Annotated in this window: 13 protein-coding genes and 1 tRNA gene; 8 read left to right on the forward strand and 6 right to left on the reverse strand. The window is 33.6% G+C overall.

The annotated features are described in order from the left end of the window. The first annotated feature begins 179 nt into the window (after window positions 1-179). Window positions 180-1808, forward strand: a complete 1629-nt coding sequence (rho, locus tag Q0772_RS12220; RefSeq protein ID WP_298345108.1) for a transcription termination factor Rho — start codon at window positions 180-182, stop codon at window positions 1806-1808. A 312-nt stretch (window positions 1809-2120) separates the two neighbouring features. Here rho and Q0772_RS12225 read toward each other — a convergent pair whose 3' ends face one another. The 4 genes from Q0772_RS12225 to proS form a co-directional block, all read right to left on the reverse strand. Next, on the reverse strand, window positions 2121-2483 hold the full coding sequence (locus Q0772_RS12225; protein WP_298345112.1) for a hypothetical protein: 363 nt from the start codon (window positions 2481-2483) through the stop codon (window positions 2121-2123). Between the two features lie 140 nt (window positions 2484-2623). Beyond that, a complete protein-coding gene (gene rpsT, locus Q0772_RS12230; protein WP_298345115.1) occupies window positions 2624-2875 on the reverse strand; it encodes a 30S ribosomal protein S20 in 252 nt (83 codons plus the stop codon). Between the two features lie 27 nt (window positions 2876-2902). Next, window positions 2903-2974 (reverse strand) — tRNA-Glu (locus tag Q0772_RS12235). A 172-nt stretch (window positions 2975-3146) separates the two neighbouring features. Then, on the reverse strand, window positions 3147-4625 hold the full coding sequence (proS, locus tag Q0772_RS12240; protein WP_298345118.1) for a proline--tRNA ligase: 1479 nt from the start codon (window positions 4623-4625) through the stop codon (window positions 3147-3149). Between the two features lie 98 nt (window positions 4626-4723). Between proS and Q0772_RS12245 the strand changes: the two genes are divergently transcribed. The 6 genes from Q0772_RS12245 (at window position 4724) to Q0772_RS12270 (ending at window position 12013) form a co-directional block, all read left to right on the forward strand. Next, on the forward strand, window positions 4724-5932 hold the full coding sequence (locus tag Q0772_RS12245; RefSeq protein ID WP_298345121.1) for a hypothetical protein: 1209 nt from the start codon (window positions 4724-4726) through the stop codon (window positions 5930-5932). Between the two features lie 33 nt (window positions 5933-5965). After that, window positions 5966-7471: an outer membrane protein transport protein gene (locus Q0772_RS12250; RefSeq protein ID WP_298345124.1), complete on the forward strand. Its 1506-nt coding sequence runs from the start codon at window positions 5966-5968 to the stop codon at window positions 7469-7471. A gap of 173 nt (window positions 7472-7644) precedes the next feature. After that, window positions 7645-8322, forward strand: coding sequence for a GTP cyclohydrolase I FolE (folE, locus tag Q0772_RS12255; RefSeq protein WP_298345127.1), 678 nt, complete (start codon window positions 7645-7647; stop codon window positions 8320-8322). A 319-nt stretch (window positions 8323-8641) separates the two neighbouring features. After that, complete coding sequence (gene cysS / locus Q0772_RS12260; RefSeq protein WP_298345130.1) at window positions 8642-10123, forward strand: cysteine--tRNA ligase; 1482 nt, start codon at window positions 8642-8644, stop codon at window positions 10121-10123. A 127-nt stretch (window positions 10124-10250) separates the two neighbouring features. Further along, entirely contained in the window at window positions 10251-10490 is a 240-nt protein-coding gene (yidD, locus tag Q0772_RS12265) for a membrane protein insertion efficiency factor YidD (protein WP_298345133.1), read from the forward strand. Window positions 10491-10681: 191 nt separating this feature from the next. Next, complete coding sequence (locus Q0772_RS12270) at window positions 10682-12013, forward strand: hypothetical protein (RefSeq protein WP_298345135.1); 1332 nt, start codon at window positions 10682-10684, stop codon at window positions 12011-12013. Window positions 12014-12110: 97 nt separating this feature from the next. Here the strand turns inward: Q0772_RS12270 and Q0772_RS12275 are convergent, their stop codons facing one another. Next, on the reverse strand, window positions 12111-13574 hold the full coding sequence (locus Q0772_RS12275; protein ID WP_298345137.1) for an aminoacyl-histidine dipeptidase: 1464 nt from the start codon (window positions 13572-13574) through the stop codon (window positions 12111-12113). Between the two features lie 294 nt (window positions 13575-13868). Between Q0772_RS12275 and Q0772_RS12280 the strand changes: the two genes are divergently transcribed. After that, complete coding sequence (locus tag Q0772_RS12280; protein WP_298345139.1) at window positions 13869-14936, forward strand: DUF3810 domain-containing protein; 1068 nt, start codon at window positions 13869-13871, stop codon at window positions 14934-14936. Here the strand turns inward: Q0772_RS12280 and Q0772_RS12285 are convergent, their stop codons facing one another. After that, the gene (locus tag Q0772_RS12285) at window positions 14937-15725 is read right to left on the reverse strand and encodes a DUF6503 family protein (protein WP_298345141.1); all 789 of its coding nucleotides are present in this window, start codon (window positions 15723-15725) and stop codon (window positions 14937-14939) included. Window positions 15726-15823: the final 98 nt, after the last annotated feature.

A 15823-nucleotide genomic window follows, 5' to 3' on the forward strand; every position in this document is an offset into this window, starting at 1 on the left:
TTTTTTAAACTAGACCGCAAAAATAATAGATTTAACGGTAAAAAATAAAATAAAGTTGTATTATTGCAGTAATAATTCACAAGAACCGCATTTACAAGCGGTTAATTCTTCAAGATTAAAAATTATATTTCTGAATTACTTAAAATAGTATTCTACATAAAATACCCAATTAAACATCAATGTTTGAAATTTCACAATTAAAAGAGAAGAAACTCACTGATTTACAGGAGATTGCAAAAAAATTGAGCGTCCCAAAGTACCGTTCATTAAAAAAATTAGATTTAGTTTACCAAATACTAGATCAACAAGCAGCCGACCCAAAAGCGGTTAAAGCTGTTGTAGCTCCTGCCGATGCTGCAGAAGCTAAAACAGAAGAGGCTAAACCTGCTCCAACTGCAAGAAAACCAAGACAACGTGTACAAAAACCTGCTAAAAATGATAGTAGTAAGGATAGTAAGGATACGTCGGCTTTGGATAAACAAGTTGAAAGTGCTCCAAAAAACGAAGCACCTAAACCGCAGCAAAAGGAGGAGAAGAAACCGGTACATAAACCAAATCCAAGACCACAAAACGACAACCAGCATAAGTCTAACCAAAGACATAATAAGAACCAACACAGAAACCAGAAAAATGGTAATGTGGATAAGGGCAATAAAGATAACAGAAATCGTTACCGCGAACCTGATTATGAGTTTGATGCCATTATTGAAAGTGAAGGTGTTTTAGACATTATGCAGGATGGTTACGGATTTTTACGTTCATCTGACTATAATTATTTATCGTCTCCTGATGATATTTATGTATCCCAATCACAAATAAGATTATTTGGCTTAAAAACTGGAGATACGGTTTTAGGCCATGTACGACCTCCAAAAGAAGGTGAAAAATATTTCCCTTTAATTAAGGTAAGTAAAATTAATGGGCAAAGCCCAAATGTGGTTAGAGACCGTGTGTCTTTTGAGCATTTAACACCATTATTTCCACAAGAAAAATTCAATTTAGCAGAACGCCAAAGTACTATTTCTACTAGAATTATGGACTTATTCTCGCCAATTGGAAAAGGGCAACGTGGTATGATTGTATCACAACCAAAAACAGGTAAAACCATGTTACTAAAGGATGTGGCAAATGCTATAGCTGCGAATCATCCCGAAGTTTATCAAATGATTTTATTAATAGATGAACGTCCAGAAGAGGTTACAGATATGCAACGTAATGTTCGTGGAGAAGTAATAGCTTCTACTTTTGATAAAGAAGCCCATGAGCATGTAAGAATAGCAAATATAGTTCTTGAAAAAGCAAAACGTTTGGTAGAATGTGGTCATGATGTAGTAATTCTGTTAGATTCTATTACACGTTTAGCAAGAGCATACAATACAGTACAACCTGCCTCTGGTAAAATATTAAGTGGTGGTGTAGATGCCAATGCATTACACAAACCAAAACGTTTCTTTGGTGCTGCTCGTAACATAGAGAATGGAGGTTCGCTTACCATTATTGCTACAGCGCTTACCGAAACAGGATCTAAAATGGACGAAGTTATTTTTGAAGAGTTTAAAGGAACTGGTAACATGGAGCTACAATTGGATAGAAAAATATCTAATCGTAGAATTTTCCCTGCAATCGATTTAACATCTTCAAGTACACGTCGTGATGATATTCTATTAGATGATAATACTATTCAACGTATGTGGGTAATGCGTAAATACCTTGCAGATATGAACCCTGTTGAAGCTATGGAATTTATTAATGATCGTTTCAAACAAACCAGAAACAACGAAGAATTTTTAATATCTATGAATGGATAAATATTCCATTCCCGTGTAGACGGCAAACTAAATATAATCAGAAAAAGCCTTAGCATACGTTGTTAAGGCTTTTTTATTTTTAAAATTTGGGCGTTACCGCAAGGGTCGGGCTATTCGTTACAAGTCCTCACTTCTGCGCTAGGGCGCAAAAGCTGTGGGCTTTCCTCTACTATCCCTAACGCGAGTGCGTTACTTAAATAAAACTTACTAACATAAACTTAATATGTAAAGAATCTATTTATTTAATAATAAAAGCTCTAACAAATTGTTAGAGCTTTTATTATATATTAAGGATATATTTATTTGTTAAAATTAATAATTATTTAAAGCATCTCTGTACTCTTTTAAATCAGCAATATTAGATTTATTATTAATGTTACGAATCAACGAAATTAAGTATTTAAGACTATCTACAGGTAAAGCATCTTCATTAGCATCAACCGTTCCTTCTTCATCTATAGCTTCATCATCAGGTATAGGAATATAAAACGAATTATTAGCCTCAATATGCTCATAGGTTAACCTAAGTACTTTTACTACTAAAGGAATTTGAGCTTCTAAAGCATAAGTTCTTAGTTCCTTTATGTCATCAATTAATTTGTCTGTATTGATACCATTCTTATCTAGATCCGTAAGAATCTTATCAATTAATTTTAAAGCTTTTTTATTTTCCAAGAGGGTAATATTATAAGGTTATTATGATTTTACAAATTTAAATTTTTAAAATTCTTTTTACACTATATCTACCTTAAAAAAAATCATAAAAAAAGCTTCTCAGAAATGAGAAGCTTTAACTTTTGTATGCTTTATTTTTTTTAAAGTGCAGCTATATGTTGTGCTAGACCAGATTTAAGGTTAGCAGCTTTGTTAGCATGAATAACATTTTTCTTTGCTAATTTATCTAACATAGAAACTACAGTAGGAAACATTTTTTCCGCTTCTTTCTTATCAGTTAACTCTTTCAATTTTTTAATTGCGTTACGAGTAGTCTTGTGCTGATACTTGTTAATCAAGCGTTTTGATTCGTTACTTCTGATTCTTTTTAATGCTGACTTATGATTTGCCATGTTGTTTTTTTCTTAATTTTTTAATTGTAGCCCGTAGGGGAATCGAACCCCTCTTACCAGGATGAAAACCTGGCGTCCTAGCCGATAGACGAACGGGCCATTAGTTTTTTGAGTGTGCAAATATAAATATTAAATCTATACTTACAATAATCTTTCAAATAACATACAATGTTTCCATTGCGGATGCAAAAATACAACTATTTTTAAATGTTGCAAGAGGTAAATAATCTTTTTTTAAAAAAAAATATTTTAGCCTCATTTTCAGTCTATTCTAATAGGCTTTTGCAAATAATACTCTGCGTTTTGAAGGCTTTCCTGAATATACACAAACACCATCCTCTTCTTTACCTTCCAAAGGAATACATCTAATTGTGGCTTTTGTTAATTCTTTAATCTTGTCTTCAGTTTCATTAGTACCATCCCAATGTGCTGAAATAAAACCTGTTTTGGTTTCTAATACCGTTTTAAATTCATCAAACGTATTTACTTCAGTAGTATGCTCACTTCTAAAAACTAGAGCCTTTTTAAATAAACTTGTTTGAATTTCTTCTAACAAATCCTCTACAACAACACTAACTCTATCTAAAATCACCGTTTGCTTACTTAAGGTATCTCTTCTAGCAACTTCAACAGTTTCATTTTCTAAATCTTTCGGCCCTATAGCTATTCGTAATGGAACACCTTGTAACTCATGTTGCGCAAATTTTGCACCTGGTCTTAGCGTATCACGTTTATCAAATTTAACAGAAATATTTCTATCTCTTAAATCTCCAATAATATCCTCAGCTACCTTACTAATGGCCTCAAATTGCTCATCATTTTTATAAATTGGCACAATAACCACTTGATATGGTGCTAAATTAGGAGGTAACACCAAACCTTGATCGTCACTATGCGTCATAATCAAAGCTCCCATCAATCGTGTAGACACGCCCCAAGAAGTTGCCCAAACATAATCTTGCTTCCCTTCTTTATTAGCAAACTTAACATCAAAAGCTTTAGCAAAGTTTTGTCCTAAAAAGTGAGAGGTTCCTGCCTGTAACGCTTTTCCATCTTGCATTAAAGCTTCTATACAATAAGTCTCATCTGCACCTGCAAAACGCTCACTTTCCGTTTTCAATCCTTGTATTACAGGAATAGCCATGAATTTTTCCACGAAAGTGGCGTACACATTATTCATTAATGCTGCTTCATCAAGCGCTTCTTTTTTAGTGGCATGAGCAGTATGGCCTTCTTGCCATAAAAACTCAGCAGTTCTTAAAAACAAACGGGTACGCATTTCCCAACGTACTACATTAGCCCATTGGTTAATTAATAATGGTAAATCTCTGTAAGATTGAATCCAACCTCTATAGGTATTCCATATAATAGCTTCACTAGTTGGTCTTACCACTAGTTCCTCCTCTAGTTTAGCTTCAGGGTCTACACGAAGTTTACCTGGTTTATCAGGGTCGTTTTGTAACCTATAATGTGTTACAACTGCACATTCTTTTGCAAAACCTTCCGCATTTTTTTCTTCAGCTTCAAACAAACTTTTCGGAACAAAAAGAGGAAAATATGCGTTTTGATGTCCAGTTTCTTTAAACATTTTATCTAATTCAGCCTGCATTTTCTCCCAAATAGCATAACCATAGGGTTTGATTACCATACATCCTCTAACTGCTGAATTCTCTGCTAAGTCAGCCTTAACAACTAATTCGTTATACCATTTTGAATAATCTTCTGCTCTACTAGTAAGTTTTTTGCTCATATCTTTTTTTTGGCACAAATATTGTGACTATTGTAAATAAAAAATAGTTCAGCAAAACTAACTATTTTTGTTATGTTCAACAATAAAATTATAGAGATATGCAATTTAACAACTACCTAAAAAGAAAAGTGCCATTTGTAGCCCTACTTGGTTTACTATTTGGCTTAGTTTCCTGTGGCTCTTACCAATACGTTGGTGTAGACAATGATGGAATTTATGGTGATGCGCCTGTACAGGTTCAAAATACAAATACAGGTACAGTTGTTGAAGTGCCAAACGAAAATAACAGTAACTTTTATAAAGACTATTTCAGAACAAAATCAATAGAGTCTGAAAATGTTTATACAGGTGATGAAATTTTTACGGATATAGATTCTTATGAAGGTCCAAATTATGTTGAGAATGACACCCTACAAAATAACTATCAAGGCTATGCTGGTTGGGGTCAAGATAGCAACAGTGTTACCATTAACTATATAGACAACGGTTGGAACAACTGGGGTTGGAATGCTGGTTGGGGCGGTGGCTTCGGCTGGGGTTGGAACAACTGGGGCTGGAATAACTGGGGTTGGAACCGATGGAATAGATGGAACAATTGGGGTTGGAATGCTGGTTGGGGCGGTGGCTTTGGCTGGGGATTTAATGACCCATTTTGGTGTCCACCATTTTACGGTAATGCATGGGCTTTTAATAGAGGTTTCAACAACAGAGGTTTTTACAATAGCAGAAGTCGTTTTAACAACAGAGGTCTGTCTTATAGTGCAAGCAGAAGAAATAGCTATGCATCAAATAACTCAAGAAGAGGCGTTAGCAACAACAATAATTTGAATAGACGTAGCAGTAATAGCTTGAACAGACGTAGCTCTGTAAATTCTCAAAACAGCGACAGTAGAACAATATCAAAATATAATACAAATAGAAGAGGCAGCATAAATAGGAACGCTACTTCTACTACAACAAATAGAAGAACTTACAACCCTAATGGCACACGTACATCTTCTGGTGTTACAAGACGCTCTACGGTAACAAGAGGTTCTACAGTAGCAAGAACGCCGTCTACAAATTCAACTGCTAGAAATTCATCTTCAACAGCAAGAAGGAGTTCAAGTACAGTTTATAGACAACCTACAAGGAATAACTCATCTAGTTCTAATAGTTACAGAAGATCTTCATCTTCAAATAACAGAAGTTATACCCCAAGTAGATCAAGCAGCAGTTCTAGGTCTAGCAGTGCTTCAAGATCTTCTAGTAGCAGCAGAAGTTCAGGAAGTTCAAGATCATCTTCTGGTGGTGGAAGAAGACGTTAATCTCATCATTCATTAAAAATTAAAAATCTACATATGAAAAAGTTAAATATACTATTCATAGGTTTACTATCTATGTCTACAATTTACGCTCAAGACATTAGTGATGCATTAAGATACTCGCAAAACGAAATTCAAGGAACAGCTCGTTTTAGAGCCTTAAGTGGAGCCTTTGGAGCTCTGGGTGGTGATATGAGTGCTGTTAGTGCAAATCCTGCTGGTTCTGCGGTTTTTAGTCAAAGTCACGCCTCTTTCACAGGTTCTAATGTTGATCTAGAAAATAACACAGGTTATTTTAATGGGTTAACTACAAATAGCACATCAAATTTTGATATCAATCAAGGTGGAGCTGCTTTTGTTTTTGCAAATAGAAATACGAATTCTCCATGGAGAAAATTTACTTTAGGTATAGCATATGACAGAACAAATAACTACGATGATGTTTGGAATGCTATAGGTACTAATACTAATAGTCAATCCATAGATTTATATTTCTTAAACTACGCTGATGGTGTTCCGTTAGGGGATATATCACGTTTAGACGGTGAGTTTGTTGAAGAAGGATATCAAAGAGTTGGAAATGATTTTGGCTTTGCTGATCAACAAGCATATCTTGGATTCCAAGCATTTATACTCGAGCCAGACAATATTGATGATGACAACAATACAACGTATTTCTCAAACTTAGCAGATGGAAATTTTGATCATGACTATCTATATACAAGCACTGGTTACAATGGAAAAATTTCATTCAATCTAGCCGCACAATACGATGATAATTTATACATAGGAATTAATTTAAATTCTCACTTTATAGACTATCAACGTACAACGTCTTTACAAGAAGATAATTCAAATGGTGGATTAATAGAATTTATCGATTTTGACAACACACTTTCAACAACAGGCAATGGCTTTTCTTTTCAACTTGGTGGCATTATGAAATTATCACCAGAGCTAAGAGCTGGTATTACATACGACTCTCCTATTTGGTATTCTATTGAAGAGGAAACAACACAATTTATAGACACTAATGAAGCTGATGCTGATTTGGATTTTATTGGAGGTGTAGTAAATATTTACCCTAGATATAGATTACAAACTCCAGCAAAGATTACAGGAAGTTTGGCTTATGTGTTTGCTAAAAAAGGTTTAATCAGTTTTGATTATTCTAAAAAAAATTATGGTAATACTAAATTTAATCCAGAAGGCGATTTCTCTGATTTAAATGCTGCTATAAGTGATGTATTAACAGATGCTTCAACATACCGATTAGGTGCTGAATACAAACACAAACAGTTCAGTTTTAGAGGCGGTTACCGTTTTGAAGAAAGCCCATATACTGATGGAGTAACTGTTGGAGATTTAACAGGTCATTCTCTTGGTTTAGGTTATAATTTTGGTAATACTAGGCTAGATGTTACTTATGATAAATGGAAACGTACTGATGAAACCCCTTTATATAATGTTGGCCTTATTGACACTGCTACTATAGACAGACAAAACTCAAACATCACGTTGTCGTTGAGTTTTAATATTTAAGAATAATTAGAAAATATAAAAAAAGCTTGAACTTAAAGTTCAAGCTTTTTTTGTTTAATCTGTAATTATACGTTGGGTTTATAGACTAAGTATAACTATTAATTATTTATTAACTTCAAGCATAAGAAAAGTGAAATGCTTATCTTTGCCAATTAAATTTTTACTTATAAATCATGGCTTTTGATAGCAACATAGAAGATTTTGACGCATTAGGAAACGAGCACATTGGTACTTCTGAAAATACACCAATGCGTAGTGATGCTTTTAAACTAACTCATGAGGAAAAGATAGACATCATTAAAGATGATGTTCGCCATATCATGGAAACCCTGGGTTTAGATTTAACAGACGATAGCTTAAACGGAACCCCTAACCGTGTAGCCAAAATGTTTGTTAATGAAATTTTTGGCGGTTTAGATCCTGATAAAAAACCAAGTGCCTCTACATTTGATAATAAATATAAGTACGGAGAGATGCTTGTTGAAAAAAACATTACAGTATACTCAACCTGTGAGCATCACCTTTTGCCTATTGTTGGACGCGCTCATATAGCATACATTTCTAATGGAACTGTTGTAGGTTTATCCAAAATGAATCGTATTGTCGATTATTTTGCAAAGCGACCACAAGTACAAGAACGCTTAACCATCCAAGTCGTTAGAGAACTTCAAGAGGTTTTAGGAACAAAAGATGTGGCTTGTGTTATTGATGCAAAACACCTTTGTGTAAACTCCAGAGGTATAAGAGATATTGAGAGTAGCACAGTAACTTCAGAGTTTGGAGGAAAATTTAAAGATATGGCTACACGCCGCGAGTTTCTTGATTACATTAAATTAGATACTAAGTTTTAAAACAATTGTTAGTCGTTTGTTGTTAAGTCGCTAAGTTGAGTAGAAATAACCAATTAGGTAATTTAATGAGAAACTACTTAGCCATAGAACATGAGTTTGATGTTTATTTGTGTAAGACAAAGAGTCGAATCAAACAATCAAGTTTTTAACTAAACGACAAACAACTTAACCTTAAAACACACATATTTATTCTTTTAAAAAGAATTGGGATTTATTTCAGAAGAAAACTATAAAAATATTAGATTTGAACTTGAATCTATAACGAATAAGATTAATTCATTACGAAATCATTTTCTAAAGTCCTAACGACTTAACAGCTATGCAACTCTACAAAGAACAACAAATAAAAATATACAATTCTCTTACTGGAAAAAAAGAAACATTTAAACCTATAAATGAAGGACATATAGGCATGTATGTTTGTGGTCCTACAGTTTATAGTAACGTTCATTTAGGTAATGTAAGAACCTTTATGTCTTTTGATATGGTATTTCGTTATTTGAAACATTTAGGCTATAAAGTGCGTTATGTTAGAAATATTACAGATGCTGGACATTTAGAAAATGACGCGGATGCTGGAGAAGATAAAATCACAAAAAAAGCACGTTTAGAACAAATTGAACCTATGGAAGTGGTTCAACGTTACACTGTTGATTTTCACAATATTTTAAATACACTTAATTTTCTACCACCTAGTATAGAACCTACAGCAACCGGTCATATTATTGAACAAATAGAATTAATAAGTAAGATTATTGAAAATGGATTTGCTTATGAAGTTAATGGCTCTGTTTATTTTGATGTACACAAGTTTAATAAAACCAATGATTACGGAAAATTAAGCAAACGTAAACTTGAAGATTTAATTCACAACACCCGTGAATTGGACGGACAAAGCGATAAAAAGAATCCTCAAGATTTTGCGTTATGGAAAAAAGCCGAACCCCAACACATTATGCGTTGGCCCTCTCCTTGGAGTGATGGTTTCCCTGGTTGGCATTTAGAATGTACAGCCATGAGCACAAAATATTTAGGAGAACAGTTTGATATTCATGGTGGAGGTATGGATTTAAAATTTCCACATCACGAATGTGAAATTGCTCAAAATGAGGCAGCCATTGGAAAATCTCCAGTAAATTATTGGATGCATGCCAATATGTTAGAGTTAAACGGACAACGGATGTCTAAAACCACTGGTAATACAATAAATCCAAACGAACTACTATCTGGAGACAACGATAAAATGAGTAAAGCTTACTCCCCTAGCGTTATTCGTTTTTTTATGGCACAGTCTTCTTATAGAAGTGTTTTAGATTTAACCGATGATGGCTTATTAGCAAGCGAAAAAGGATTTTACAGATTGATGGATGCTATTAATCTTATGAATAGTTTAAAAGCATCTTCTTCATCTTCAATTGATATTCTAGCATGGAAACAGAAATGTTATGATGCTATGAATGACGATTTTAATTCACCAATATTAATAGCGCATTTATTTGAAGCTGCGAAATATATCAATCAAGTTAAAGAGGGGTCTGAGACTTTGTCTTCTAACGATTTAAATCTATTTAAAAACACCATTAACAATTTTGTCTACGACATTTTAGGTCTTAAAAATATTGTTAAAACAGATTCTGGAACAGATAAACTTTCTGGTGCTGTGGATGTTTTAATAAGATTAAGACAAGACGCAAGAGCAAATAAAGATTTTGCCTTGTCTGATAAAATCAGAGATGAACTTGCTGAAGTTGGTATTCAACTTAAAGATGGTAAAGACGGGACTACGTTTTCTGTGAATTAGTTTGGTTGTTCTTCTTGTGAAAGTCATTTATTATTAAGTGTTTTGTCATTCCGCACTTGATGCGGAATCCATTATAAACTAGAATTATATTAATAAGATTCCTGCTTTCGCAGGAATGACAAGCCTTATGTTAAAAAAACTACTCATAGCACCATTTTTATTTTTGATTAAAGTGTATCAAACCTTGATATCACCCTTAACACCAGCTACTTGTAGATACAATCCAACTTGTTCTCATTACTCCAAAGAAGCTTTAAAAAAACATGGTTTATTTAAAGGTGGTTGGTTGGCTGTGAAACGTATTTTTAGTTGCCACCCTTGGGGAGGTTCAGGTTATGCCCCAGTACCAGATAAGGATGACAACTAAAAAATGCCATCGCGCAAGCTCGTATGTTCGTTAGAAATGTACACCTTACATTTTATTAATACCCTATTGTCTTAAAAGGTTCCGATTACTACCCAACAACTTTAAAACTTATTAATAAATTCTATTTTAATTTATGAAAGAAATTTATTATTAAATTCGTAAGTTTACTTTCTAACCCAATCATTTTTAAAATGAAACCTACTTTTAAATCCCCCCTTCTTCTTGTATTATTTTTTATTTCTTGCTCAAATGAAGACCATACTACAGAACCTGAAAATAAGGAATCAACTGAAGAATTTGTGATTTTTTCCAACGAAGATTATCCTGAGATTCCAAAAGAAGAAATCTTAATATCAAATCAAAGGTTTTTAGGTGGTACAAATGCTAGTGATTCTAATGACGGATCGCAAAATGCACCATGGGCAAGTTTTAATAAAGCACTACAAGAACTATGTGCATCTAAAACTTGGTACTGTTTAAATATAGCATCAGATATAGCGGTTAACGATTTTATTGACACTAAATTCTATGGTGGTGGTCCTGGAACTCCTTCTCAATATGTTTATATACGAAGTTTACCTTCACTATCTATACCAGTCACCATAACTTTAAACGCAAGAGTAGAAATAGATGGACAACAAAACTGGTTATGGTATGGTTTTAACATGAAAGGTTCTGAAGGCATTAATTTAGGTCAAGATTTAAGAACAAATCACCACACTATTAGAAATATTAGTGGTGTAATGACTGGAGAGGGTGGAGATAACCACGGCTTTTTTCAAGCTCTTAACAGTAATGCTGACTATTTTGGTGTATTTAATTGTGATTTCAAGGGACCAGGAATAGATGGTGTTCATGGAAATACATCTAATATCATTGCTTTTGGAATTTCGCATATGCGGATAGAAAATAATATTTTCACAAACGCTCCTAGGCCTTTCTATTTCAAACATTCCAATAAAGCAGAACGAGGAGCTGCAGATATACATTTTAAAAATAATTTTCAGCAAGAAACATCCATAGGTGAATCGTGTTTTTTTGCAGGAAGAGCACAAGGAGGGATTTTTGAAATTTCAAATAATATTTTCGCAAGTAATGTTAAGATATCTAACGGTGGGGGTTCTGAACAACCAGAAGGGCATTTTATCTCACACAACACCTTTTTATCAAACTTAATCTTAGATAAAGGCAATGACCCTGTAATTAATGCTACTTTAGAGAATAACATCATTATTGGAGATTTAGAATTACTTAGATATAGTAACCATATAAATACCAATGTTTCTGACTATGAATTAATAGGAGGACGGATTTATTACCAATATAATGACTACACATTATCGCAATGGCAAACAAATGCTGTTCCAAATGGTCAAGATAAAAATTCTATTAGCGGTATAGCTGTATTTAATGGAGACCATACTCCTATAGATTATAAACTAACAAGTAATTCTTTGGGTAAAAACTCAGCAAGTGATGGCGGAGATATAGGTGCTTTTGTAGACTTTGTTGGCACTAAATAAAGACGTTTGATTCTATAGATTAATGCACAATCAAAAAAAATCATAAAAAATTTAGAAACAATAAAATATGATGTCTGTCTTGGTCCATATAAAAAAACTAGGATTTAACAGGAATAGCCTTTAAAATCTCCAAAACAAATTTCCAATATTTTTGAACCGATGAAATTTGAGCACGTTCATCGGGAGAGTGCGCCCCTTTAATATTTGGCCCAAAACTTATCATGTCCATTTCTGGATAATTTTGCCCAAGAATACCACATTCTAATCCAGCATGACAAGCAGCTACATGCGGTTTTTCTCCGTTTAAATCTTCGTATAGTTGTGTCATCACTTTTAAAATAGCTGAATCCATATTGGGTGTCCACCCTGGATAATCTCCAGAACATTCAACCTCACAACCTGTTAATTCAAAAGTAGCACGAAGGGTGTTTGCTAAATCTAATTTTGAGCTTTCAACCGAAGAGCGTGTTAAACATCCTATTTTAATATGACCATCTTTAACAATAACTCTGGCAATATTATTTGAAGTTTCAACTAATTCTGGAATATCTGCACTCATTCTATACACGCCATTTAAGGCAGCATATATAGCTCTTGTAAGTCCTTCTTGAACCCCTAAATCCATAATTTTTTTTGGTGTATCAGTTTTAGAAATGTTAATTTCTAAATCGGGCTCCATGGTTTTAAACTCTTTTTTGATAGTTGTAGAAATTAATGCCATTTCTAATAAAAAAGCATCTTCGTGAATGGCATCTATGGCTACAATGGCATTGCTTTCTCTTGGAATGGCATTTCGTAAACTTCCACCATCAATTTCTGAAATACGCAACCCAAAGTTTTCAAAACCATCAAACAATACTCGATTCATGATTTTATTCGCGTTTCCTAAACCTTCATGAATTTGCATTCCTGAATGTCCGCCTTGTAATCCTTTAATTTCTATTTTATAGCCAATTTTAAATTCAGGTGTTTCCTCTTCTTCATAGGTTCTTGTTGCTGTAACATCTATTCCTCCAGCGCAACCTACTCCTATTTCATCATCTTCTTCAGTATCTAAATTAAGTAAAATACCACCAGAAAGTAATCCACCTTTTAATCCCATAGCTCCCGTCATACCTGTTTCTTCATCGATAGTAAACAACCCTTCAATTGCTGGGTGTGGAATATCTGTACTTTCTAAAACAGCCATGATTGTTGCAACGCCTAAACCGTTATCTGCTCCTAAAGTTGTGCCTTTTGCTTTTACCCAATCGCCTTCAATAACCATTTCTATACCTTGAGTGTCAAAATCGAAAACAGTATCGTTGTTTTTTTGATGAACCATATCTAAATGGGACTGCATAACCACAGTTGTTCTGTTTTCCATTCCAGCTGTTGCTGGTTTTTTGATGATAACATTCCCGACCTCATCTTCTATGGTTTCTAAACCTAAACTTTTACCAAAATCTTTCATGAAAGCTATGACGCGTTCTTCCTTTTTTGATGGACGTGGTACTGCGTTTAAATCAGCAAATTTATTCCACAATGCTTTGGGTTCTAACTGTCTTATTTCTGTACTCATGGTTTAGAGAATGTTTTAAACAAAGATAGAAAGACCATTCAGGTTTTAAAAACCTGAATGGTCTAAAATATAACAATTGCAAATAGACACGGAATTTGGCAGCTACTCCTGATTGAAACGGCATCCTTTATGCGAACCAAATAGTATACCCTAAATGAACCTGCAAAAGCATAAACTTAATGAAACTTTGAAACAAGTTTGTGATTGCTTCGCATAAAGATACAGTGGAAAGCAGGAAGAAACTTAAGTAGATAAACCCAAGTGTTAGGGTTCAAATTTTTATTATTTTTGAGCATGATGAAAGAGAAAAAAACGATTATAGCGTTATCGTTAATTCCACAAGTTTTATTGGTGAAACTATTATCGCACTTTCCTGAGTTTGTGGAGTGCTATTATAGCAATGGTTTGTACCCAATAATTTCGAAGATTTTTAGATTTACTTTAGGATGGATGCCCTTTTCTTTTGGGGATTTAATATACACCGCCGTAAGTGTTTATGCGTTAAGATGGTTATACAAAAACAGAAGACGATGCCGTAAAGACACAAGACGTTGGCTGGTGGATATTGCTGCAGCTATTGCCATATTCTACGGAGTTTTTCATTTGTTTTGGGGCTTAAATTACTACCGTTTACCGCTGCATAGAAGTTTGAATTTATCACATGATTATACAACGGAACAATTAGTTAAAGTGACCGAATCTTTGATTAATAAATCGAATGCTTTACATTTTGAAATCACAAAAAATGATACTATTAAAGTTGATGTTCCTTTGAGCAAAGGTGAAATTTTTAAAATGGTGCCTGCAGGCTATGAGAACTTAAAAAATACGTTTCCGCACTTAGAATATTACCCAAAAAGTTTAAAGAAATCGATATATAGTTATCCTTTAACTTATATGGGATTTAGTGGGTATTTAAATCCTTTTACCAATGAAGCACAGGTAGATGGGTTGATTCCTGTCTATAAATTCCCCACTACTTCCTCTCATGAAGTAGCGCATCAGTTAGGATATGCCGCAGAAAATGAAGCCAATTTTATAGGCTTTATGGCTACCACAAGCCACGATAACATCTATTTTAAATATACGGGGTACACGTTTGCGTTGCGTTTTTTCCTTAATGAAATTTATAGACGGGATGCTGATTTATATGAAACCATTATCCCAAATGTGAATACTGGTATTTTAAAAAACTATAAAGAGATTCGAGATTTTTGGGATGCCCATGAAAATCCTGTTGAACCATTTTTTAAATTGTTTTATGGTAATTTTTTAAAAGCCAATAACCAAAGTAAGGGCATGCAAAGCTATAATTATGTGGTAGCTTTATTGGTTAACTATTTGGAAAAACACCCTTTGTAATTATTCTATAATTGTTGCTCCTGCTGGTGCTTCAAAAATACTTGAGTTTGGTTTTTCTGTTGAAATTTTAATATCTGTAAATTCTAAATCGTTACGTTTAGATACTGGTAAATTATTCTCTACTTTAAACCAAGTTAGCGTTTTTGGTAGTCTTAAACCTTCTAGGGTTTGCCAATCACTATATTTTATAAAATGCCATTCTTTACTTTTTTCTTTTGAAAAATAGGTTACTGTATAACCTAACCATGCCATTTTGTTGGTTTCAGAATCGTAATATAAAATGTATTCATCTTCTGGGGATTCACCTACGCCACTTTCATAAGAAATCTTAATTCCTGGATATGATTTCCCTTCAAATTCTAATGCTGCTACATCTTCATATATTATTCCATCATCTGCTAAAATAAATGGCATTGCATAGAAATAGAACATCAAATTATAATAGAATTTTGCATTGCCTTTATACGTTGCTGTATCTTTATTTTTTAGCCAAACGGTTTCACCATCAAAACCAATAGTGTGATTTGGCATCTCAATCAGAGATTTTCTATTTTTTAAGTTGGTGGTTGTAATCTCATCGCCATTTGGTTTTTTCATGGTGAACTCTAGAGATTTCATGGTATTCCATTTATCTAAACTCCCGTGAGCATCAAATACTTTTGTAATGTTTTCTGGGTAGATACTAGTAGTTACATCAAGTGTTTCTTCTGAATAATCAACTTTTGGTGCTGTTTTATTTTTACAAGCTAATATTGAGATTGCTAGAACTATGAGGAGTGATTTTTTCATTTTTTAAGTTTTCTTTAGTTTACTTCTTTGACGAAGTTAGTAGAATATAATTACAACAAAAAAACCTCAGATATTATCTGAAGCTTTTAATTTAATTA

The organism is uncultured Algibacter sp. (genome assembly GCF_947490405.1).
Classification (GTDB): Bacteria; Bacteroidota; Bacteroidia; order Flavobacteriales; family Flavobacteriaceae; genus Algibacter_B.